21 protein-coding genes and 1 tRNA gene are annotated in these 19,897 nt (G+C 61.4%); 8 read left to right on the top strand and 14 right to left on the bottom strand.

Features of this window, described 5'->3' with window-relative positions; translation table 11 throughout:
• Positions 1-49: 49 nt before the first annotated feature.
• From ppk1 to DWU98_RS20820, 4 genes are all read right to left on the bottom strand, one after another.
• Complete coding sequence (ppk1, locus tag DWU98_RS20835; protein ID WP_115497509.1) at positions 50-2,218, bottom strand: polyphosphate kinase 1; 2,169 nt, start codon at positions 2,216-2,218, stop codon at positions 50-52.
• An 88-nt stretch (positions 2,219-2,306) separates the two neighbouring features.
• Positions 2,307-3,596 carry a phosphate regulon sensor histidine kinase PhoR gene (gene phoR / locus DWU98_RS20830; RefSeq protein ID WP_115497508.1) on the bottom strand — a complete coding sequence of 430 codons (1,290 nt, stop codon included), beginning with the start codon at positions 3,594-3,596 and terminating at the stop codon, positions 2,307-2,309.
• Positions 3,597-3,609: 13 nt separating this feature from the next.
• Positions 3,610-4,299, bottom strand: a complete 690-nt coding sequence (gene phoB / locus DWU98_RS20825; protein ID WP_115497507.1) for a phosphate regulon transcriptional regulator PhoB — start codon at positions 4,297-4,299, stop codon at positions 3,610-3,612.
• Between the two features lie 138 nt (positions 4,300-4,437).
• Complete coding sequence (locus DWU98_RS20820) at positions 4,438-6,135, bottom strand: M48 family metalloprotease (RefSeq protein WP_425480255.1); 1,698 nt, start codon at positions 6,133-6,135, stop codon at positions 4,438-4,440.
• 120 nt (positions 6,136-6,255) lie between these two features.
• On the opposite strand from DWU98_RS20820, the gene grxC reads away from it, so the two are divergent.
• From grxC to DWU98_RS20805, 3 genes are all read left to right on the top strand, one after another.
• The gene (gene grxC, locus DWU98_RS20815; protein ID WP_115497505.1) at positions 6,256-6,516 is read left to right on the top strand and encodes a glutaredoxin 3; all 261 of its coding nucleotides are present in this window, start codon (positions 6,256-6,258) and stop codon (positions 6,514-6,516) included.
• A complete protein-coding gene (locus DWU98_RS20810; RefSeq protein ID WP_115497504.1) occupies positions 6,513-6,905 on the top strand; it encodes a carboxymuconolactone decarboxylase family protein in 393 nt (130 codons plus the stop codon). Before grxC ends, DWU98_RS20810 begins: the two co-directional genes overlap by 4 nt.
• A 325-nt stretch (positions 6,906-7,230) precedes the next feature.
• Positions 7,231-8,244: an isocitrate dehydrogenase gene (locus tag DWU98_RS20805; RefSeq protein WP_115497503.1), complete on the top strand. Its 1,014-nt coding sequence runs from the start codon at positions 7,231-7,233 to the stop codon at positions 8,242-8,244.
• A 47-nt stretch (positions 8,245-8,291) separates the two neighbouring features.
• Here the strand turns inward: DWU98_RS20805 and DWU98_RS20800 are convergent, their stop codons facing one another.
• From DWU98_RS20800 to DWU98_RS20765, 8 genes are all read right to left on the bottom strand, one after another.
• The gene (locus DWU98_RS20800) at positions 8,292-8,753 is read right to left on the bottom strand and encodes a carboxymuconolactone decarboxylase family protein (protein WP_115497502.1); all 462 of its coding nucleotides are present in this window, start codon (positions 8,751-8,753) and stop codon (positions 8,292-8,294) included.
• Positions 8,754-8,791: 38 nt separating this feature from the next.
• Positions 8,792-9,691 carry an RNA polymerase sigma factor SigJ gene (gene sigJ, locus DWU98_RS20795; RefSeq protein WP_115497516.1) on the bottom strand — a complete coding sequence of 300 codons (900 nt, stop codon included), beginning with the start codon at positions 9,689-9,691 and terminating at the stop codon, positions 8,792-8,794.
• A 58-nt stretch (positions 9,692-9,749) separates the two neighbouring features.
• A complete protein-coding gene (locus DWU98_RS20790; RefSeq protein ID WP_329955413.1) occupies positions 9,750-10,673 on the bottom strand; it encodes an aspartyl/asparaginyl beta-hydroxylase domain-containing protein in 924 nt (307 codons plus the stop codon).
• A 111-nt stretch (positions 10,674-10,784) separates the two neighbouring features.
• Complete coding sequence (gene thiD / locus DWU98_RS20785; RefSeq protein WP_230474978.1) at positions 10,785-11,567, bottom strand: bifunctional hydroxymethylpyrimidine kinase/phosphomethylpyrimidine kinase; 783 nt, start codon at positions 11,565-11,567, stop codon at positions 10,785-10,787.
• Between the two features lie 45 nt (positions 11,568-11,612).
• A complete protein-coding gene (locus DWU98_RS20780) occupies positions 11,613-11,906 on the bottom strand; it encodes a GIY-YIG nuclease family protein (protein ID WP_115497499.1) in 294 nt (97 codons plus the stop codon).
• A gap of 161 nt (positions 11,907-12,067) precedes the next feature.
• Positions 12,068-13,447, bottom strand: coding sequence for a PhoH family protein (locus tag DWU98_RS20775; RefSeq protein ID WP_115497498.1), 1,380 nt, complete (start codon positions 13,445-13,447; stop codon positions 12,068-12,070).
• A 76-nt stretch (positions 13,448-13,523) separates the two neighbouring features.
• The gene (locus DWU98_RS20770) at positions 13,524-13,985 is read right to left on the bottom strand and encodes a peroxiredoxin (protein ID WP_115497497.1); all 462 of its coding nucleotides are present in this window, start codon (positions 13,983-13,985) and stop codon (positions 13,524-13,526) included.
• A 103-nt stretch (positions 13,986-14,088) separates the two neighbouring features.
• Positions 14,089-14,652: a glycine cleavage system transcriptional repressor gene (locus DWU98_RS20765; protein WP_196239558.1), complete on the bottom strand. Its 564-nt coding sequence runs from the start codon at positions 14,650-14,652 to the stop codon at positions 14,089-14,091.
• 279 nt (positions 14,653-14,931) lie between these two features.
• Between DWU98_RS20765 and dapA the strand changes: the two genes are divergently transcribed.
• Both dapA and DWU98_RS20755 read left to right on the top strand, forming a co-directional pair.
• The gene (gene dapA, locus DWU98_RS20760; protein ID WP_115497496.1) at positions 14,932-15,825 is read left to right on the top strand and encodes a 4-hydroxy-tetrahydrodipicolinate synthase; all 894 of its coding nucleotides are present in this window, start codon (positions 14,932-14,934) and stop codon (positions 15,823-15,825) included.
• A gap of 37 nt (positions 15,826-15,862) precedes the next feature.
• A complete protein-coding gene (locus DWU98_RS20755) occupies positions 15,863-16,453 on the top strand; it encodes a hypothetical protein (protein WP_115497514.1) in 591 nt (196 codons plus the stop codon).
• Positions 16,454-16,532: 79 nt separating this feature from the next.
• Here DWU98_RS20755 and fdxA read toward each other — a convergent pair whose 3' ends face one another.
• Together fdxA and DWU98_RS20745 are read right to left on the bottom strand one after the other, a co-directional pair.
• Positions 16,533-16,856, bottom strand: coding sequence for a ferredoxin FdxA (gene fdxA, locus DWU98_RS20750; protein ID WP_115497495.1), 324 nt, complete (start codon positions 16,854-16,856; stop codon positions 16,533-16,535).
• Positions 16,857-16,905: 49 nt separating this feature from the next.
• Positions 16,906-16,981: transfer RNA gene (locus DWU98_RS20745), tRNA-Glu, on the bottom strand.
• A 184-nt stretch (positions 16,982-17,165) separates the two neighbouring features.
• Here DWU98_RS20745 and pcnB point away from each other — a divergent pair.
• From pcnB to panB, 3 genes are read left to right on the top strand one after another with little or no spacing between them, the layout of a single operon-like run.
• Positions 17,166-18,521: a polynucleotide adenylyltransferase PcnB gene (gene pcnB, locus DWU98_RS20740; RefSeq protein ID WP_115497513.1), complete on the top strand. Its 1,356-nt coding sequence runs from the start codon at positions 17,166-17,168 to the stop codon at positions 18,519-18,521.
• Positions 18,518-19,000: a 2-amino-4-hydroxy-6-hydroxymethyldihydropteridine diphosphokinase gene (folK, locus tag DWU98_RS20735; protein ID WP_115497494.1), complete on the top strand. Its 483-nt coding sequence runs from the start codon at positions 18,518-18,520 to the stop codon at positions 18,998-19,000. Before pcnB ends, folK begins: the two co-directional genes overlap by 4 nt.
• 54 nt (positions 19,001-19,054) lie before the next feature.
• The gene (gene panB, locus DWU98_RS20730) at positions 19,055-19,885 is read left to right on the top strand and encodes a 3-methyl-2-oxobutanoate hydroxymethyltransferase (RefSeq protein ID WP_115497512.1); all 831 of its coding nucleotides are present in this window, start codon (positions 19,055-19,057) and stop codon (positions 19,883-19,885) included.
• Positions 19,886-19,897: the final 12 nt, after the last annotated feature.

Raw genomic sequence — 19,897 nt, 5'->3', positions numbered from 1 at the left:
GTAGATATTACGAAATACACAAACGCGCCCGATACCCGCTCAGCCAACATCAGCCTTCCTCTCGAAGCGACGTAGGAAGCTGGGGCCGCACCAGCGGCACAGGCGAGCTGCACAGCTGTGCGAGCAACGTGAGCTGTGCAGAGTGTGGCTGTTCCTGCCCGGACATGGCGTGCGTATAACGACCGTTGCTATCGAGCAGCCACGCTTGCGTATTGTCAGCCAGGTAATTGGCCAACGTTTCCTCGTACACGCGCGTCGCGAGCTCTGGATCGAGAATCGGAAATGCCACTTCGATGCGGCGCATCAGATTGCGTTCCATCCAATCGGCGCTGGCGCAGTAAATCTCCGGTGCGCCATCGTTGGCGAACCAGTACACGCGGCTGTGCTCCAGAAAGCGTCCGACGATCGAGCGCACGCGAATGCGTTCGGAAATGCCCGGCAAACCCGGGCGCAGGGTGCATGCGCCGCGCACGATAAGATCGATTTCCACGCCCGCCTGCGAGGCGGCGTAAAGCGCTTCGATCACGTGCGCTTCGTTCATCGCGTTGAGCTTGGCGACAATGCGTGCGGGGCGACCATTGCGTGCGTGCGTGATTTCGCGCTCGATTTTTTCCACCACGCTCTTGTACAGCGTGAAGGGGGAGTGCAGCAGGCGCTTGAGGTTGATAAAGGGGCCAAGGCCGGACAATTGCTGGAAGATCTTGTGCAGGTCTTCGCCGATATCCGGGTTGGCCGTCATCAGCCCGATATCGGTATACAAGCGGCTGTTGGCCTGGTGGTAGTTGCCGGTGGACAAGTGCCCATAGCGACGCAGATGGCCGTTCTCGCGCCGCACGATCAACATCATCTTGGCGTGCGTCTTGAAGCCCACCACGCCGTACACCACCTGCACGCCGGCTTCCTGCAGGCGGGTGGCGAAGCGGATGTTGGCTTCTTCATCGAAGCGTGCGCGCAGCTCGATCACCACCGTCACATCCTTGCCAGTGCGCGCCGCTTCCACCAGCAGATCCACCAGCGGCGTGTCCTTGCCGGCGCGGTAGAGGGTTTGCTTGATCGCGAGCACGTCAGGGTCTTGCACGGCCTCGCGCAGCAAGTCGACCACGGCGTTGAAGGATTCGTACGGATGATGCAGCAGGATGTCGCGCTGGCCGAGCACGTCGAAAATCGTTCGGCCATTGACGGCCAATGGCGCCGGCATGGCTGAAGTGAAGCGTGGAAACTTCAGCGCCGGCCGGTCGAGGTCGTCGTAGACAAGACCGGCGCGGATGATGTTGACGGGACCGTTACAGCGGTAGACGTCGGTTTCTTCCAGTTCGAAGTTGTCGATCAGCATCGACACGATCGCTTGCGGGCAATCGGCGCCGATCTCCAGCCGCACCGGGCGTGCATAACCGCGGCCGTGCAGTTCTTCGGCGAGCGCGCGTGCGAGGTTGTCGACTTCTTCTTCCTCCACGATCAGTTCGCTGTTGCGGGTGACGCGGAATTGATAGGAGCCGGCGACCTTGAAGCCGGGGAACATCATGTCCACGAACGCCTGCAGCAGCTCGGCCAGGAATACGTAGTGATCCCCCGCACCGCTTACCTCGTTGGGAATGCGGATGATGCGCGGCAGCGAGCGCGGTGCACGCACCAATGCCATGTGGCCTTCGTGCCCGAACGCATCGCGTCCTTGCAGCACCACGGCGATGTTCAAGGTCTTGTTGAGAATGCGTGGAAACGGATGCGCAGGATCCAAACCCAACGGGGAAAGCACCGGCAGCACTTCGTTTTCGAAGTAACCATGTAACCAGCGGCGCTGGCGCGGTGTCCATTGCTTGCGGGTGAGGAAATGGATGCTTTCGGCAGCCAGCGCAGGACCGAGCTCATCCTGCCAGGTGGTGTACTGCGCACTGACCAGGTCAAGCACGCGCTCGCGGATGCGTGCCAGCAGTTCGCCGGAAGCGATACCGTCAGGTCCCGGGGCGGCCGAACCGAACTGGTGATGATGTTTGAGCATCGCCACGCGTACCTCGAAGAATTCATCGAGGTTGTTGGCGACGATGCTCAGGTAACGCAGGCGTTCGAGCAGCGGCATGCTGGTGTCGCGTGCCTGGGCGAGTACCCGGAAGTTGAATTCGAGCGTGGCAAGCTCACGGCTCAGGAACAGCTCGGGCTTGGGGCTATCGTTGACGGCAGGTTGGCTGGCTGGGCGGCGGGGCATTCGTTCATTCTTACTCATCAACGGCGCCGCGCCTATGCGTCTGTCAGAGGCCGTTCAACGTTTTGTAATACGCGCCCGCTTTTTCTGCCCCTGGTGGGGTGCGGGGCTATTCGCCTATTTTGGAGTCGTGCGTTTCAGGCGCCATCAACCGCTCGCGATCGAAGCAGCAGGTGAAGGTGGAGCCCCGTCCGGGCGTGCTGCGCACATCCAGCCGCGCCTGGTGCAGGCCGAGCACGTGCTTGACGATGGAAAGGCCCAGCCCGGTGCCGCCGCTGTCGCGTGAGCGGCTGGAGGACACGCGATAGAAGCGCTCGGTGAGGCGGGACAGATGATCGGCGGGAATACCATAGCCGGTGTCGGTGACCGAATAGTTGGCGCCATCGGCCGTGCGCTCCCAGCGGACTGTGATGCGTCCGCCGGTTGGGGTGTAGCGCACCGCATTGCTGACCAGGTTCGAAAACGCGCTGTGCAGATCCTTGGGTGATCCAAGCAGGTCGACGTTGGCTTCGTTCTCGACCGTGATGCTGTGGCGTCCCTGGCTCAAGGCTTCGGCTTCTTTGCGCAAGGTAGCGAGCAGCGGCGCCATCTGCACCCGCTCTTCGTTGACGTGGTCCTGCGTTTCCAGGCGGGAAAGCATGAGCAGGTCTTCCACGATCTGGCCCATGCGCTTGGATTGTGCGCGCATTTCGCCGAGCACGGGCGCCAGATGCGGTACGTCTTCCGGATCGAGCAATTCGAGGTAGCCGTGGATGACGGTGAGCGGCGTGCGCAACTCGTGCGAGACGTTGGCAACGAAATCGCGGCGGATCTGCTCGAGCCGCGACATGTGGCTGATATCGCGCGCCAGCAGCAGACGCTGGCGCGGCCCGAACGGCAGCAAGGTCACATTGATGTGGCGACTCGGTGCACCGGGTGCGCTGATGTCGTTGAGCGGTTCGGGCGAGGGTTCTTCCAGCCAGCCAGCCAGCTCGGAGTTGTGCAGTTTTTCTTTCAACACCACGCCACGATCTTGCGGGCGGCGCAGGCCGAGCAGGTTTTCCGCGGCATGGTTGAACCAGCGCACGTGCTGATCCTGATCGAGCAGCACGATGGCGTCCGGCAGGTTGCCTGCGGCACGGCGTAAATCATGCAGGTTGGCGGCTAGGCGTCGGGAGCGCGTCATGAATCGGTCGTGGCGGAGGTCGGCGGGGTTGTCCGCCGGGGTGGGAGGCAAGCTCATCATGGGCTTAGCGATGTGACGTAAATGCGTCAGTAGCAAGACAATTTCTGCCAGGGCGACGAGGGCCACACCGGTCGCTACATGACCGCCGACCAGCCAGCCGCCGAAGGCGCCCACGAGCAAGCCACCGGCCAGCGCGAGAGGACGTCTCCAGGCGCTTTCGACCGGGCGTGTCATGGCCACCGTCGCGTCAGGTACTTGCCGAGAATCGATAACCCGCCCCTCTTACCGTCTGCACCATGTCTTCGAGCTTCCAGGGCTCGAGCGTCTTGCGCAGGCGGCGAATATGCACATCCACGGTGCGTTCTTCCACGTACACGCTGCCGCCCCAGACATGGTCCAGGAGCTGGGCGCGCGAGTAAACCCGTTCCGGGTGGGTCATGAAGAAATACAGCAGGCGGTATTCGGTGGGACCGATCGGCACCGGCTCGTCGCCCGCGAACACGCGATGCGCCGGCCCATCGATGCGCAGGCGACCCAGTTCCACCATGCCCGAACCATCGTCGCCCTGGCTGCGCCGGAGCACGGCCTTGATGCGGGCGATCAGTTCGCGGGTGGAGAAAGGCTTGACCACGTAATCGTCCACGCCGGCTTCCAGGCCGTTCACGCGGTCCATTTCCTCGCCGCGCGCGGTGAGCATGATGATGGGGATCTCGCGGCTGAGTTCTTCCTTGCGCAGGCGGCGGGCCAGATCCAGGCCGCTGGTGCCCGGCAGCATCCAGTCCAGCAGGATCAGGTCCGGTACTTGCTCGGCGATGGACATCTGGGCCATCCGTGCATCGGCCGCTTGTGCGGTATCCATGCCGGCCTTGCGCAGGGCGAAAGCGACCATGTCGCGGATGGAAGCTTCGTCTTCAACAATCAGGATGCGTTTGTGCACGCTAAGGTCCAGTGGGTGGCCTATGACGCAAATATTGCAGCGGTGAAATGTTACGCGGCAATGACAAATCGTGAGAAAGCGTGCATTTGTTGGATTTTGGCTTGCGATTCCTTGACATAAAGCCGTAAAGCGAGCGTTTTAATTCAGCGCATCATTGCCCACGCTGAAACAGAGCTTGCCGGTACAGCCGGGCCCGAATTGCTGTTGGCCCTGGTTGGTGCCATCCGGGTTGTCGTCGGTAGATATGCGCCGTTTGCGCAGTTCCATCACCAATGGCGTGAGTTCGGCGATATGCGCCTGGATGCGCGCCCGGGCGTAGTAGTCCAGGTCGCCACGCTTGAGCAACGCCTTGAGCTGCTCCATGGCGTCGAATGGACGTCCGGACAGATAACTGGCCTGCGCGTAAGCCTCGCCGGCGCGCACGGTGTCACCGGCGTGTTCGCTGGCGCGGGCGTAGGCGGTGAACAGATCCGGCTCGTCGGTGTCTTCCAGCATCGGGCGCAGCATGTCGGCCGCCTGGGCGGCCTGCGTCTTGGTGCCACCTTGGTTGAGCGCGTTGGCATAGGCCACGCCGATGGCCTTGTTGCGCGGCGATTGGGTATTGAGCGCGGCGTAAAGATCCAGCGCGGCGGCGCGCTGGCCATCCTGCAGGCGCGCGTCGGCCATGGCCAGACGCACGATCAGATTGTCCGGGTATTTATCCAGCAGCGGACCGAGTTGGGCGACAGCCTTGGCACCCTGTCCGCTACGGGTGAGCGCCAACGCGTAGCCGTAGTGATTTTCCGGTGTGTCGTAGCGGCCGTCCTTGCGTGCCAGCAGGCTGCTGTAATAGTTGGCCATGCGGTACGGATCGTCCGATAGCACACGCACACGTTCGCGCATCAGCAAGTAAGTGCTGGGGCCGGAGGGATCGGTGTTACGTGCAGAAAGCAGGGTGGTCGGATCTTTCACATAAGCGATGGGGGCCGTTTGCTGCGTCCAACTGGTTTTGTTGAGCAGGTTGCCGCTGGGTTGCTTTTTTTGCGCGGCAATCAATGCGCTGGCGCGTGCTTTGGCGTCGCTGATGCGCTCGGCGGTAACCGGGTGATCCTGCAGCAGGGAAGGTACTTGGATGCCGCCGGAATCGGCGCTCATTTCATCTTCCATCCGCTGGAAAAAATCGGCCATAGCGTTGGGGTCGAAGCCTGATTTGGAGAGGGTCTCGATGCCAGTGCGGTCCGCTTCGGCTTCATCCTTGCGCGTAAAATTGATTTCCTTTTGCATGATCGCGCCTTGGCCGCCGAGCAATGCGGCGGCCGCCGCCTGTCCGCCCGCGGCACCGCCCGCCGCGACGGCGCCCAACGCAACCAACGCCATCAGCGGGGTGTCCTTTTTCGCCGATTCGTAGGCGCGCTGGAGATGGTTTTGCGTGATGTGGCCGATTTCATGCGCCATCACCGCCGCAAGCTCATCTTCGTTGCGCGTGATCACGATCAGGCCGGAATCGATACCGATATAGCCGCCCGGTGCGGAAAACGCGTTGATGACCGGATCCTTCGCGATGAAGAACGCGAAGTGGTCCTTGGGCTTGGCCGAATTGGCGACCAGGCGAAAGCCGAGATTGTTGATGTAGTCGTCCAGCAGCGGGTCGTTCACCACCATGTCCAGCGCGCGCATCTGCTGCAGCATCATGGCGCCGTAATCCTGCGCTTCCTGCGGCGAAATCAACGCATTGGCCGAGCTGCCCAGGTCGGGTAGGCGGACGTCGTCGGGCTTGTCCTGGGCGCCAGCTGCCAGGACCATGCTGGCACTGAGCAGCACGGTCAGCAGGCGTTTACGGAAGTGTCGATGCGCCATGATCATAGATGAACGACAATACCACTCAGACCGTTCCACAGTGTGGCAGTTCAGCGTTGAGCGGCTTGCTTTTGACCGCCGTGGCGCCATTTACTGCGCAAGTTATTTCGGAGTTTCGCGATGCCTAAGATCGAAGTTTATTCCACCGCGGTATGCCCTTACTGCGTGGCCGCCAAAAACCTGCTGAAGGCCAAGGGCCTGGCGTGGGAGGAGGTGCGGGTGGATACCGATCCGGCGCAGCGCGACACCATGCTCCGGCGCAGCGGCGGCCGTCGCACGGTGCCGCAGATCTTCGTCAACGATCAGCACGTGGGCGGTTATGACGATCTCGTCGCGGCCGATCGCAGCGGCAAGCTCGCCCAGTTGCTGGAGGCCGCATGAGCGCCGAAAAGGATCGCCTCGCCGAATTCACCGCGTTCCGCCAGCGCATGAACGAGCGCATTCTAGCCGAGGACAACCAGGTCGTCCGCCGCTTTTTCGCGCTGGACACGCAAACCTACAAAGCCGGCGCGCTGGACGTGAAAACCAAGGAGATGCTGGGTCTGGTTGCATCGATGGTGCTGCGTTGCGATGACTGCATCAGCTATCACGTTGCGCAATGCAAGGAAGCGGGTGTGAGCCGCGACGAGTTTTTCGAAGTGTTTAGCGTGGGGCTGGTGGTGGGCGGATCGATCGTGATTCCGCACCTGCGCAGAGCGGTGGATTTTCTTGATCGGCTGGAAGTGGGCGATGTGGCGGAAAAGGCAGAGGGCTGTGGTGAGCACAGCTAACTGCCCGTCTCCTACGAACACCCCGCGTTAAATTTCCCCTCACCGTCGTCCCTGCGAGTGCCCGGACCCAGCGGCTTGCGCGCCTCCTGGCTTAACGACACTGGGCCCGGGGCGTTCGTCGGGACGACGGGTCTGAGGTGGTGGCAACGCCTGGGGAGGGGGTTGCCCTTCGATTTGAAGCAACGCTCCATCCGAGCATTTGCAACGGTTCGGGCCGTCCTTCGGACTATTCGTAAACCCAGCCATCGGCGATAATTGAGCGCTTTTTACCTGGCGCCTTCCCCGCGCGCCGGTATTCTCTGCTTCATTCCAAGGAGTTTCCCCCATGAGCAAGACCATTGCGGTGATCCCGGGCGATGGCATTGGCCCGGAGATCATGACCGCCACGTTGCGCGTGCTCGATGCACTCGACTGCGGCCTTACTTACGCCACCGTGGAAGCAGGCATGATCGCGCTCGAAAAGCACGGCGACCTGCTGCCCAAGGCCACGCTGGAAGCCATCGGCACGCACAAGGTGGCTCTCAAGGGGCCGCTGACGACGCCGGTCGGTGGTGGTTTCACGTCGATCAACGTGACGCTGCGTCGCCACTTCGATCTGTATGCCAACGTGCGTCCGGCGATCAGCTTCCCCGGCACCAAGGCACGCTTTGACAACATCGACATTATCACCGTGCGTGAGAACACCGAAGGTGCCTATCTTTCGGAAGGTCAGACATTGTCCGAAGACGGTGAACTGGCCACCTCGCTGATCCGCGTCACGCGCAAGGGCTGTGCGCGCATCGTGCGTTATGCCTTCGAGATGGCGGTGAAGAAAGGCCGCAAGAAAGTCACGGCGGTGCACAAGGCCAACATCATCAAGACCGCGTCGGGTTTGTTCCTCAACGTGGCGCGCGAGATCGCCAAGGATTATCCGCAGATCGAATTCAACGAGATGATCGTGGATAACGCCTGCATGCAGTTGGTGATGCGTCCGGAGCAGTTCGACGTGATCGTTACGACCAATCTCTTCGGCGACATTCTCTCCGACTTGTGCGCTGGCCTGGTCGGCGGCCTGGGGCTGGCCCCGGGCGACAACATCGGCGAGCACGCGGCGATCTTCGAAGCCGTGCATGGCTCTGCGCCGGATATCGCCGGCAAGGGCATCGCCAATCCGTGCGCGCTGCTACTGGCGGCGGCGGATATGCTCGATCATTTGGGCATGGTGGAGAAAGGCACGAAGCTGCGCGCGGCGATTCGCGACACCATGCAGAACGATCGCGAGCACGTGACGCCGGATCTGGGCGGCAAGGGCACGACGCAGAGTTTTGGCGAGGCGATTGCCAAGCGCGTGAAGGGCTGAGCTTCGTTCATTCCCTCTCCCCATGAAGGGGAGAGGGAATCGCGCCATCAGGCGACTTTGCGTTCCACCGGCTGATAATCCGGCGCTTTCCTCGACGGTATCGCGATGCGATTCCAGCCGTTGATCATGATCACCAACAGATTCAGATCCATCAGTTCACGTTCGCTGAACTGCGCGCTTGCCTGAGCGTAAATCTCGTCCGTTACGCCGTGCACCGGATCGAGCCGCGTCACGGCCTCGCACCACGCCAGCGCGGCGCGTTCGCGTTCGGTGTAGAACGGTGCTTCGCGCCAAACCTGCAAGAGATAAAGGCGTTGTTCGGTTTCACCCTCCGCACGGGCCTCTTTGCTATGCATGTCCATACAATACGTGCAGCCGTTGAGCTGCGATGCGCGCATCATGACCAGATGCATCAGTTTTTTCTCAAGGCCCGATTTGTCGATATGCACCTTCATCGCAAACAGTGGCTTCATGGCTTCGGGATAAGTTTCATAGGAAAAACGTGACATGGCTGGGGTCCTCATGTGGGGCTGTCGGCATAGGCCGTTCAATGTAAGGACGGGCTGCCTTGGGAGTTCGTGACAGCGGCCAGGCGCGACAGTTTTTGCGGATTGCGTAATGCGTGCACAGCGACGATGCGCTCGCCGTCGCATTCGATCCAGCAGGCGGTAACCAGTTGTCCATCCGCCCAGGTCAGCAGCACGGGCGCCCCGTTCAAGATACGCACATCGCGGTGCATCTGGTGACCCTGCTCGTGCTTGGCCACTTGCAGATACAGGCGGGCGATGCGCTCGCTGCCCAGCAAAGGACGCAACGCTGCCGTCACTACGCCGCCACCGTCGGAAATATGGACGGCATCTTCGACGAACAGCGCGCGCAAGTTTTCCTCGGTAGGTTGCTGGAGCGCCTGGGCGAAACGCTCAAGCAGACGCCGCTGTGTTTGCGCATTGGCGGTAAAGCGCGTGCGCTCCTCGCGCAGGCGTTGTTTGGCGCGATGCGTGCGCTGACGGCAGGCGTCCTCCGTAATATCGAGGATGGCCGCCGCTTCGGCATGGCTGTAGTCGAAGACTTCGCGCAGCAAAAAGGCAGCGCGCTCTTCGGGGCTGAGCCGTTCGAGCATCATCAGGAAGGAGAGCGTGAGCGTCTGGGCTTGCTCGGCCTGCACGTCCGGTGGCGCGTCCGAGTCGATCAGCGGCTCAGGCAGCCAGGGGCCGGTGTAATGCTCACGCTCGACCTTGGCGTGGCGCAGCCGGTCCAATGCGAGGCGCGTGGTCACCGTGACCAGCCACGCTTCGGCATCATCCAGGCTGGCTTTATCCTGCGCATGCCAGCGCAGCCAGGCGTCGTGCAGCACGTCCTCGGCATCCGCCTGGGTGCCGAGCATGCGATAAGCCAGGCCCAGCAGGCGCGGACGGTGCTTCTGGAAGAGTTCGGTGTGCGTGTCCATGATCATGTCCAGTAAGAACCCATGACCAGGACGTGCCACTTACACGAAACGTGACAGCTCAGTGCACAAACGGCCAGGGGGCGAGAAATACCAGCCAGATGAAAATCAGCATGCCGATGTACTTCACCGTGCGGAACAGCCTGGGATATTTTTTCTTGAACGCACGGCTGCGCTCGCGTCCACGCTGGTTGAGCGCGAACACGCGGTTGACGAAGCCGGTTTTTTCCTCCGGCGACTCGGTGTTGGGCGAGGCGGTGATCTTGCCCATGAATGCGCCAACGCGATGGTTGATCGCGCTCATCAGGCGCGTGCGCAGCGGGCGCTCGACATCGGCGAATAGAATCACGCGCGTCTGATTGGTTTTGTTTTCCACCCAATGGATATAGGTTTCGTCGAACACCACATCTTTGCCGTCGCCCCAGGCGTGCTCTTCACCATCGACGAAAATGCGGCAGTCGCGTGAGTTGGGTGTAATCAGACCCAGGTGATAGCGCAGTGAGCCGGCAAATGGATCGCGATGCGGATTGAGTTTGCTGTGTGGCGCGAGGGTGGCGAACATGGCCGCCTTCACGCTCGGGATCGAGTTGAGCAGCGCCACGGTTTTCGGGCATAGCGTTTCGGCCGATGCAAGCGGTTCGCCATACCATTTCAAATAGAAGCGCTTCCAGCCCTGTTTGAAGAAACTGTTGAAACTGGCGTCGTTGTGCTTTTCGGCCGCACGGATATGCCCGTCGCCAAACAATTGCAATGCTTCCTCGCGAATGGCCTGCCAGTTATCGCGCAGCAAATCCAGTTGCGGGAAACCTTCACGATCAAGGATGGGCCGCGCCGGTACGGCGGAGAAGGCGTACATCAGCAGGTTGTACGGTGCGAACACGGCGGAGTGATCCACCAATTGGCGATCGAAGCGCAACCGCGTGCGTCCGCGCAGATGGACCAGCAGTACGCACAGCACGAAGGCCAGCAGCACATAAAGGATGATGAAGCGGGGACTGAGAAGATCCATCGTGAAGAGCGGCTCGGGTGCGCCAGGGACAGTGTCCGGGAATATGGGGGCCGCAAGGCCGCTGGTCAATTTTACGGCAAATCCCGGTCAGTGACGGAGCACGTAAGACGTGCCGCCGCCCGGGCGATAGCCATTTTTCAACGCGCGTTGCACGTAAGCGATGGCTCGGCGCACCGCCTGGCGGGGCAGGATACCCGTTGCCAGCTCTGCGGCGACGGCAGAGGCCAGCGTGCAGCCCGTGCCGTGGCCTTCGCACGGAAGGCGGGCATGCCGGATATCGATCATCCCTTTGGCGTCGAAATAGCGATCCACCACCTGACTGCCTCGCCCATGCCCACCTTTCAGAAGCACGCTTTTGGCGCCGAGCGCGCGCAACGCTGCACCCGCCTCGGCCCGTTGTTTCGACGTGCTGAGCGGACGACCTAGCAGCGCTTCGGCTTCGGGCAGGTTGGGCGTCAGCACGTCAGCCAGTGGAATCAGCTCGTTGATCATTGCCTGGACGGCGTCCTCATCCAGCAGGCGCGAACCGGTGGTCGAGATCATCACCGGATCCACCACGACCCATGCCGGCTTGTGTTTGCGTAGCGTCTTCGCCACGAGTCGCACGGTGGCGGCATTGCCCAGCATGCCGGTTTTCACGGCTGCGACCGAAAAATCATCGAACACCGCATCGAGCTGGCTGCGAATGTGCGCCAGGGGAACGGGATGTACAGCCGTCACGCCACGCGTGTTCTGCGATGTAATCGCCGCGATGACCGAAAGCCCGTGCACACCGTGTGCATGAAAGGTCTTCAGGTCGGCTTGAATGCCCGCGCCACCACCGGAGTCGGAGCCGGCGATGGTGAGGGCGATAGCTGGTTGTTTGGAGATTGCCACGCTGTTTAGCTCGTCATTCTGGCGAAGGCCGGAATCCATCTATACCAAGGAGGGATACAAGTCGACCCATTGAGGGTTCCCGTCTTCAACCAACCGGATTTTCCATTCGCGCTTCCAGTTCTTGATGGCTTTTTCGCGGAGGACGGCCGATTCCATGGTGCCGTGGAGTTCAAACCAGACGAATACATGTGCATGGTACTGGTTCGTAAAACACTTCGTAACGCGGGTTTTGTGTTGCCAGATGCGTGTGATCAGGTCGCTAGTCACGCCAACGTACAACGTGCCTCTTTTACGGCTGGCAAGTATGTAGACACAAGGCAATCGCCGATCCATGGCTTGTCTGAAGCTCCATTTCTAAAAGGCGTTACATCGCGCCTCACCGTCATTGCGGCGAAAGCCGGAATCCATGCTTCGAATGCGCGATGGATTCCGGCTTTCGCCGCAATGACGGTGAGGCTAGTGCCGCCATTCGGAGTGACTGCGACTTCTTTGGACTACAAGGCCTCTGAAGCAAAATCCGCCAAGCGCGACCGCTCGCCACGACGCAGCGTGATGTGCGCCGAATGCGACCAGTGCTTGAAGCGGTCGACCGCATACGTCAAACCCGACGTGGTTTCGGTCAAGTAAGGCGTATCGATCTGCTCCACATTGCCCAGGCACACGATCTTGGTACCCGGGCCCGCGCGGGTGATCAGCGTTTTCATCTGCTTGGGCGTGAGGTTCTGGGCCTCGTCGATGATGAGGTAACGCGACAGGAAAGTACGTCCACGCATGAAGTTCAGCGAGCGGATCTTGATGCGCGAAGCGAGCAGGTCGTTGGTGGCCTGGCGGCCCCAGCTTCCACCTTCTTCCGGATTGGCGAGCACCTCGAGGTTATCGGTGAGTGCGCCCATCCATGGGGTCATCTTTTCTTCTTCGGTGCCGGGCAGAAAGCCGATGTCTTCGCCGACCGATACCGTGGCGCGAGTCATGATGATTTCGCGGTAACGCTGCTGATCCATCACCTGCGCCAGACCGGCAGCCAGCGCGAGCAGCGTCTTGCCAGTGCCGGCGGTGCCGAGCAGGGTGACGAAATCGACGTCCGGATCCATCAGCGCGTTGAGCGCGAAATTCTGCTCGCGATTGCGCGCAGCGATGCCCCACACGCTGTGATTGCTGTGGCTGTGGTCGTCCAGCAGCACCAGCGTGGCGCGTGTTTCGTCCACGTGCAGCACGCGCAGTTCCACGCTGTTTTCGCCGGGCAGGAACAGGCATTGGTTGGGATACCAATCCTCATCTTCATGGCGATCGAGCTTGTAGAACGTGCGCCCGCGTTCGTTCCACGATTGCACTTCCGGATGGCCATCCCAGAAATTTTCCGACAGTTCCGCCGAGCCCGTGTAGAGCAGGGCGAAATCGTCCAGTGCGCGGTCGTTCTCGTAATCCTCCGCATCGATGCCGTAGATCTTGGCTTTGATGCGCAGGTTGATGTCCTTGGTAACCAGGATCACCGATCGTCCAGGGTTCTCCTCCTTTAGCTCGATGACCGAGGACAGGATCTGGTTGTCCGCCTTGCCATGCCCATTGGTTGTGCGCTGCTGGAAATACAGGCGACCTACCGCAGCGCCACGTCTGAGCGACACGCCTTCGGGATTCTGCAATTCAAGGCCGTTGCTAATGCCGTGACCATTGCCGCGTTCGATCAGTTCATTCAGAAAACGGCTGACCTGGCGTCCATTGCGCGAAACTTCCGATGCACCTTTCTTCTTTTCGTCCAACTCCTCCAGAACCGTCATCGGGATAAAGACGTCGTGTTCCTCGAAGCGAAACAGTGACGTCGGATCATGCAACAACACATTGGTGTCGAGAGCGTAGATGCGCTTGCTTCCGGTCATGCGGAAGTAACCTCACGAGGCAGGAGGTGGATGGGTCGCGTCAGGTAGTGGCTGGCGATGGAGACGTACGTAGAAATCACCGGGCAGGGATGGCGTCAAGCACGGCCTGCGCATGGCCGGGCACTTTCACGCCCCGCCATTCCGCGGCGAGCTTGCCGTCGGGGTCGATCAGGAAAGTACTGCGTACCACGCCCATGTGACGCTTCCCGTACAACACCTTTTCGTGGATCACATCGAAGGTGTTGCACCAGGTTTCGTCGGGGTCGGAGACCAGCGGGAAGGGCAGCTCCTGCTTGGTGGCGAAGTTGGCGTGGGATTTCACCGAATCGCGCGAGACGCCGATGATTTCGGCATGGCGCTTTTTGAATTTCGGATAGAGGTCGCGAAAATCGTTCGCTTCGTTGGTGCACCCGGGGGTGCTGTCTTTGGGGTAGAAGTAAATCACTACCCATTGGCCTTTCAGTGCATCGAGTTTCAGCGTACTGCCATCGGCAATGGCGCCTTGCAGCTTGGGGACTTTCTTGCCTAGTTCGGGCATGGGCTCTCCAGTAGCCAGCTTGGGTATTGCACCTGCTGGGACGGAGACTAGCGCGTGTGATGTGACGGAAACAGCCTTGTCAGATCAGTTCTTGCGGAGCATGCTAGAACTTCACTGGATCCATGATGGCGTCCAGGTTCAAGCCATCGCAGAACTCCAGGAAATCGTCGCGCAAGGCGGCGATGTGCAATTTATCCGGTACGCCAATCGTGAACTGCGCCTGGAACATCGCGGCGCCCGTCTGCATGGCCTGGTAACGCATCGAGCTCAGCTGTTCCACGCTGATGTCGTGGCGACTGAAGAAATCCACGATCTTCACCAGGATGCCCGGACGGTCGGAGGAAACCACTTCCACCAGGTAGGGCAGTAAATGGCCGCTGGGTTCGCGCGAGCTGGTGCGGTAGTGCGTGAGGCGCAATTCTTCCTCACGCGCCAGCTTGGTGAGCGCCGTTTCGAGCTTGGCCACGGCATCCCAGGCGCCGCTGGCCAAGAGGGTGAGCGAAGTGTCCGCGCCGATCGTGGATACGCGCGCATCGGAAAGATTGCAGCCGGCGTCGGCGATGCGCCGGGCCAGTGCAAGCAGTGGGGTACGCGTGGCCGGGGTCAGCGTCTGGATCAGCAGTTGGTGATCATTGCTGGATCGCGCGGAAAAAAGGTTGGTGGACATGGATGGTGGCGACCCCGCGTCGTGCGGGATGACGACGAACGATACGCCAGCTTACTGGGGATGATCTGGCTAATTCAACGCAGGCGTCAGCGGCTCTGTATGTGCGCATGCCATCGGCCCGTCATCTCGACAGACAGCCAGTCTGCCTTCACCGCCGGTCCTGTGGCCTGCGCACATACAGACCACTGCCACCTACGCTGAATTAGCCAGAGCATCCCTTGCCCGTCCCGCGAGCCCGCAAGTAAGATGCCATGTCTTAAATCTTGTGCTGATCGCGCCATGAAGATTCACGGAAGCGTCTGCGCGCTGGTTACTCCATTCACGTCGGATGGGGCGCTCGACATGGCGGCATTCGGCCGTTTGCTCGACTTCCAGATCGCGGGCGGCACCCAGGCGGTGGTCGTTGCCGGTTCCACCGGCGAGGCCCACATGCTCGAACACGACGAATACGACCGTCTGCTGGCCTTTGCGGTCGAGCATGTTGCTGGCCGTATTCCCGTCATCGCCGGCACGGGTGAGGCAGGTACCGCCAAAACCCTGGCCGCCACGCGGCGCGCTCACGCGCTGGGTGCCGATGCCGCCCTGGTCGTCGCACCTTATTACGTGCGTCCGACGCAGGAAGGCTTGCGCCGTCACTTCCTGGAGGTGGCCGAGCACGGTGGCCTGCCGGTAGTGCTCTACAACGTACCTTCCCGCACCAGTTGCGACATCGCGCCGGACACCACGGCCACGCTCCGCGACCATCCGATGATCATCGGCATCAAGGAGGCGCGTGGGGATGCCGAGCGTATCCAGCGCACCGCGGAACTTGTGCGGCCGGATTTCGTCTATCTGTCCGGTGACGACGCCAGCGGGGCCCAGGCCATGCTGGCGGGCGCCGCCGGCGTCATTTCGGTCGTAGCCAACCTGGCGCCCAGGGTTTTCCGTGCATTGTGCGATGCGGCCACCGCGGGTGATCGCGCCGCTACCGCACGTTGCGATGCCGCGCTCGAACCGCTGGTGCAGGCGCTCAACTGCGCGCCCAACCCCATCGCGGTGAAGGCCGGTCTGCCGGACCTGGGCCTGGGTACGGCGGTGCCACGCCTGCCGCTGGTGGAACTGGAGCAGGGCCCGGCACGCGAGCAGCTACGCAAGGCCTTGGCGACTCTGGCATGCTTGGCGGATGCTGCTTGATCGACTCAACTTCGGAACATCTACGGAATCCAACTACATGAAGAAATTTTCCCTCGCCGTCGCCCTGCCGGCCCTGGTTTTCACTGGCCTGCTGCTTTCTGGCTGCGGTATCTTCCGTTCCGAAAAGGCTTGGCAGACGGCCAAGCAGCAGTCACCGCTGGAAATTCCCCCGGGCATGGATACCCCCAATGCAACCGCGGCACTGGTGATTCCGCCAGCGGGTGCCAACCGCCCATCCCCGAATGGCGCCACGGCGCGCGTGGGTGAGGTTGCGGGCACGATCACCGACGGCTTCATCCTTGCCGACAGCGTGGACGAAACCTATCGCCGTGTGGGCGAGGCGCTGGGCAACGGTGAAATCGGCACGCTCAAGAGCCATGATGATGCTGCTCACACCTACAGCCTCAGTGTCATGGCGTCCGATCAGCCGGCGGAAAAGCCCGGCTTCATCAGTCGCATGTTCGGTAAGAGCAGCAGCTCCAGCGGTACGGCGACTGCGCCGCGTTCGGTGCTGGTCACGATCAACAGCAGCGGCCAGGGTTCCAGCGAAGTGCGCGCGCAGGGTGAAGCGGCTGCCGTCGCCAAAGTGGTCGACAGCCTGAAGTCGCGCCTGGGTGGCAAGGGCTGAGCATTGCGACTGACCCCAAGGCAGAAACAAAAAAACGCCGCTGACTCCAGCGGCGTTTTTTATTGCATCGTTTGAGTGCTCAACGCTCGAGCAGTTTGAGCTTGTCCGGTTTGTTCTCCCATTCCTTTGCGTCAGGCAGGGCATCCTTGCGCACGGTGATCACAGGCCACGCCTTGGCGAGCTCTTTGTTCAGCGCGGTGAAGCCTTCCTGACCGGCAGGAACGTCGTCCTCCGGATAGATGGCGTTGATCGGGCATTCGGGCTCGCACAAGGTGCAGTCGATGCACTCGTCAGGATCGATCGCCAGAAAATTGGGGCCCTCGTGGAATGCATCGACGGGACAAACTTCGACGCAATCGGTGAATTTGCATTTGATGCAATTGTCGGTGACGACGAAGGTCATGCTGCCGTGTGCCTGCTAAAGGATCGGAAAGCCGATCATAATGGGACGGTGGCGCTCCCAACGAGGTTCGAACTCGTGTTCCCGCCTTGAGAGGGCGGTGTCCTAGGCCACTAGACGATGGGAGCGGATTGTTGCGAGGCGCGGTAGTATAGCTGAATTGTTTTGTCCGGCAACGCCTGCCGACGGCAGCTTCCATCAGCTGAAACGCTTGCAGGACAATGCTTTCCACCGGTTTTTCGTCGGCGGAGGCTGCCGGGCGTACTCGGCCATGCCATCCGGAAGTTGGATACCCGCAAGGATTTCGATCGCTTGAATCCCACAACCAGGAACGAAGCCAGGCTTGCTTTGCGCATCATTACGCGCGAGCAGCACACGATCTCGCGCAAGAACATCAGCAAGGCTGCCTTGCGCGTGCTTTATCGCCTGAACGACGCCGGCTACAACGCCTATCTGGTCGGTGGCGCCGTGCGCGATCTGCTCTTGGGCGGCCACCCCAAGGACTTCGACGTCGCCACCAACGCAACGCCGGACGACGTCAAGAAGCTGTTCCGCAATTGCCGCCTGATCGGTCGCCGCTTCCGGCTCGCACACGTGGTTTACGGCAACGAGATTATCGAGGTGGCGACCTTCCGCGGTGCCAGCGAGGACGATGGCGAAGGCGATCGCCACATCGTCGATGGCCGCATCGTACGCGACAACGTGTGGGGCACCATCGAGGAAGACGCGTTGCGGCGCGATTTTCGCGTCAATGCCATGTACTACGACATCAGCGATTTTTCCGTGCGTGACTACGTCGGCGGCATGCATGATCTGCAAGATCATGCGCTGCACCTGATCGGCGATCCGGCCACGCGCTACCGCGAAGATCCCGTGCGTATGCTGCGCGCCGTCCGCTTGGCGGCCAAGCTCGATTTCCGCATCGATCCGTCCGCTTCCGCGCCATTTGCAGAACTCGGGCCATTGCTGAGCGGGGTCGCCCCGGCAAGGTTGTTCGACGAATCGCTCAAGATGTTTCTTGCCGGCCATGGTTTGAAGAGCTTCCGATTGCTCGAACAATGCGGGCTGCTCAAATTCATGTTCCCGGCCACGGCGCGCGCGCTTAAACGCGGCGACAGCGCTTTACGTTCGTTGATCGAGAGCGGCCTGGAAAATACCGACGGGCGCGTCGCCGAAGGCAAATCCGTGACGCCGGCATTCTTGTTTGCCGTGTTGTTATGGGGCGAAGTGCGCGATCTTGCGCATACCTGGGTGACGCATGGCAAAGATGCCGGCGACGCATGGGCTCGCGCCGCCACGCATGTGGTGGCCGAACAGTGCCAACGCGTGGCCATTCCACGTCGTTTCACCATCACCATGGAAGAAATCTGGTCGTTGCAGCCGCGTTTCGAGCAGATCCAGCGCAAGAAGGTGTTTCGCTTGCTTGCGCATCCCCGCTTTCGCGCTGCGTTCGATTTTCTCCTGCTGCGTGCGGCCGAATCCACCGCGATTGGTGATCTGGGGCAATGGTGGGCGCATGCCCAGCAACTGCCGCACGAAACACTGGCTGACGCGCTGCCGCTGCATCAGACCACGGCGACGGGCGAGCTCGAACCGGTGCGTGCCGGCGCGCCGCGCAAGCGCAAGCGCCGGCGCAAATCCACTACCGGAAAATCCGGGACTGCCTGATGCGCGCTTACGTGGCGCTGGGCAGCAATCTGGGCGATTCGCGGCAACATCTCATGGATGCCATCCAGGCGCTGGCGGCGTTGCCGCATACGCAAGTGCTGGAGCGTTCGCTGCTCTACCGTACGCCGCCATGGGGCGTGGTCGATCAGCCCGATTTCCTCAATGCTGTTGTCGCGCTTGAAACGGCATTGAAACCGCATGATCTGCTCGACGCCCTGCTGGCGATCGAGCGCGCCGCGGGTCGCCAACGCCATGGCGAGCGGTGGGGGCCGCGCACGCTCGATCTGGATCTTCTCCATGTCGAGGGTACGCACATGCGCAGCGAACGCCTGACCCTGCCCCATCCGCATATCGCCGACCGCGCCTTTGTGCTATTGCCGTTGCACGATGTGGCGCCTGAGCTGGTGATCCCGGGGCAGGGCAAGGTGATGGACCTTCTACGAGCCGTTGATACACATGGCTGTACACCCTTGGCTTGAGCCCCGGCTGCCCCACGCCGGATAATTGTGCACCGCAAAGTCGAAGGATCCACCGTGTACGTGGAAAACGCCAGCGCCCCCGCCCGCAAGCCGGTCACCGTGCCGAGCCTGCACGTGATGAAGGCCGAGGGGCGCAAGATCGTCATGCTTACCGCCTACGACGCGAGCTTTGCCGCGCAACTGGACCATGCCGGCGTCGACATCGCGCTGGTCGGCGATTCGCTCGGCATGGTGGTGCAGGGCCAGCGCAGCACGTTGCCGGTTACGCTTGATCACATGGTCTACCACACCAGCATGGTGGCGCGCGGCTTGTCGGCGACGTTGCTGGTGACCGACATGCCGTTCATGGCCGATCGCAATCTGGACTACGTGCTGGACGCGGGTGCGCGCCTGGTGGGTGAAGCGGGCGCGGCGATGGTGAAGATTGAAGGTGCCGCGCCGCATATTCTCGAGTCGATCCATGCATTGACCGAGCGCGCGATTCCGGTCTGCGCGCATCTGGGTCTGACACCGCAGTCCGTGCACAAATTCGGCGGCTACCGGGTGCAAGGGCGCGAGCACGATGCGGCAGAGCGCGTGCTGAGCGAAGCGCTGGCCGTGCAGCAGGCGGGAGCCGATATCCTGGTGCTGGAAGGCGTGCCCACCGCATTGGGCGAGCGCGTCACCCAAGCGCTTGGCATCCCGGTCATCGGCATCGGCGCCGGTCCGCATTGCGATGGCCAGGTATTGGTGATCTACGACATGTTGGGCATTACGCCCGGCAAGCGTCCGAAGTTCAGCAAGGATTTCCTCGCCGGTCGCGGCTCGGTGCAGGAGGCTATCGCCGCTTATGCCGCGGACGTACGTAGCGGCGCGTTTCCCGCGGCCGAACACGGTTACAACTAGCGGAACTCCTTT

The organism is Dyella monticola (genome assembly GCF_003363155.1).
Lineage (GTDB): Bacteria > Pseudomonadota > Gammaproteobacteria > Xanthomonadales > Rhodanobacteraceae > Dyella_B > Dyella_B monticola.
Note: the sequence above shows the minus strand (reverse complement) of the source record. Positions and strands in the feature narration are given on the sequence as shown.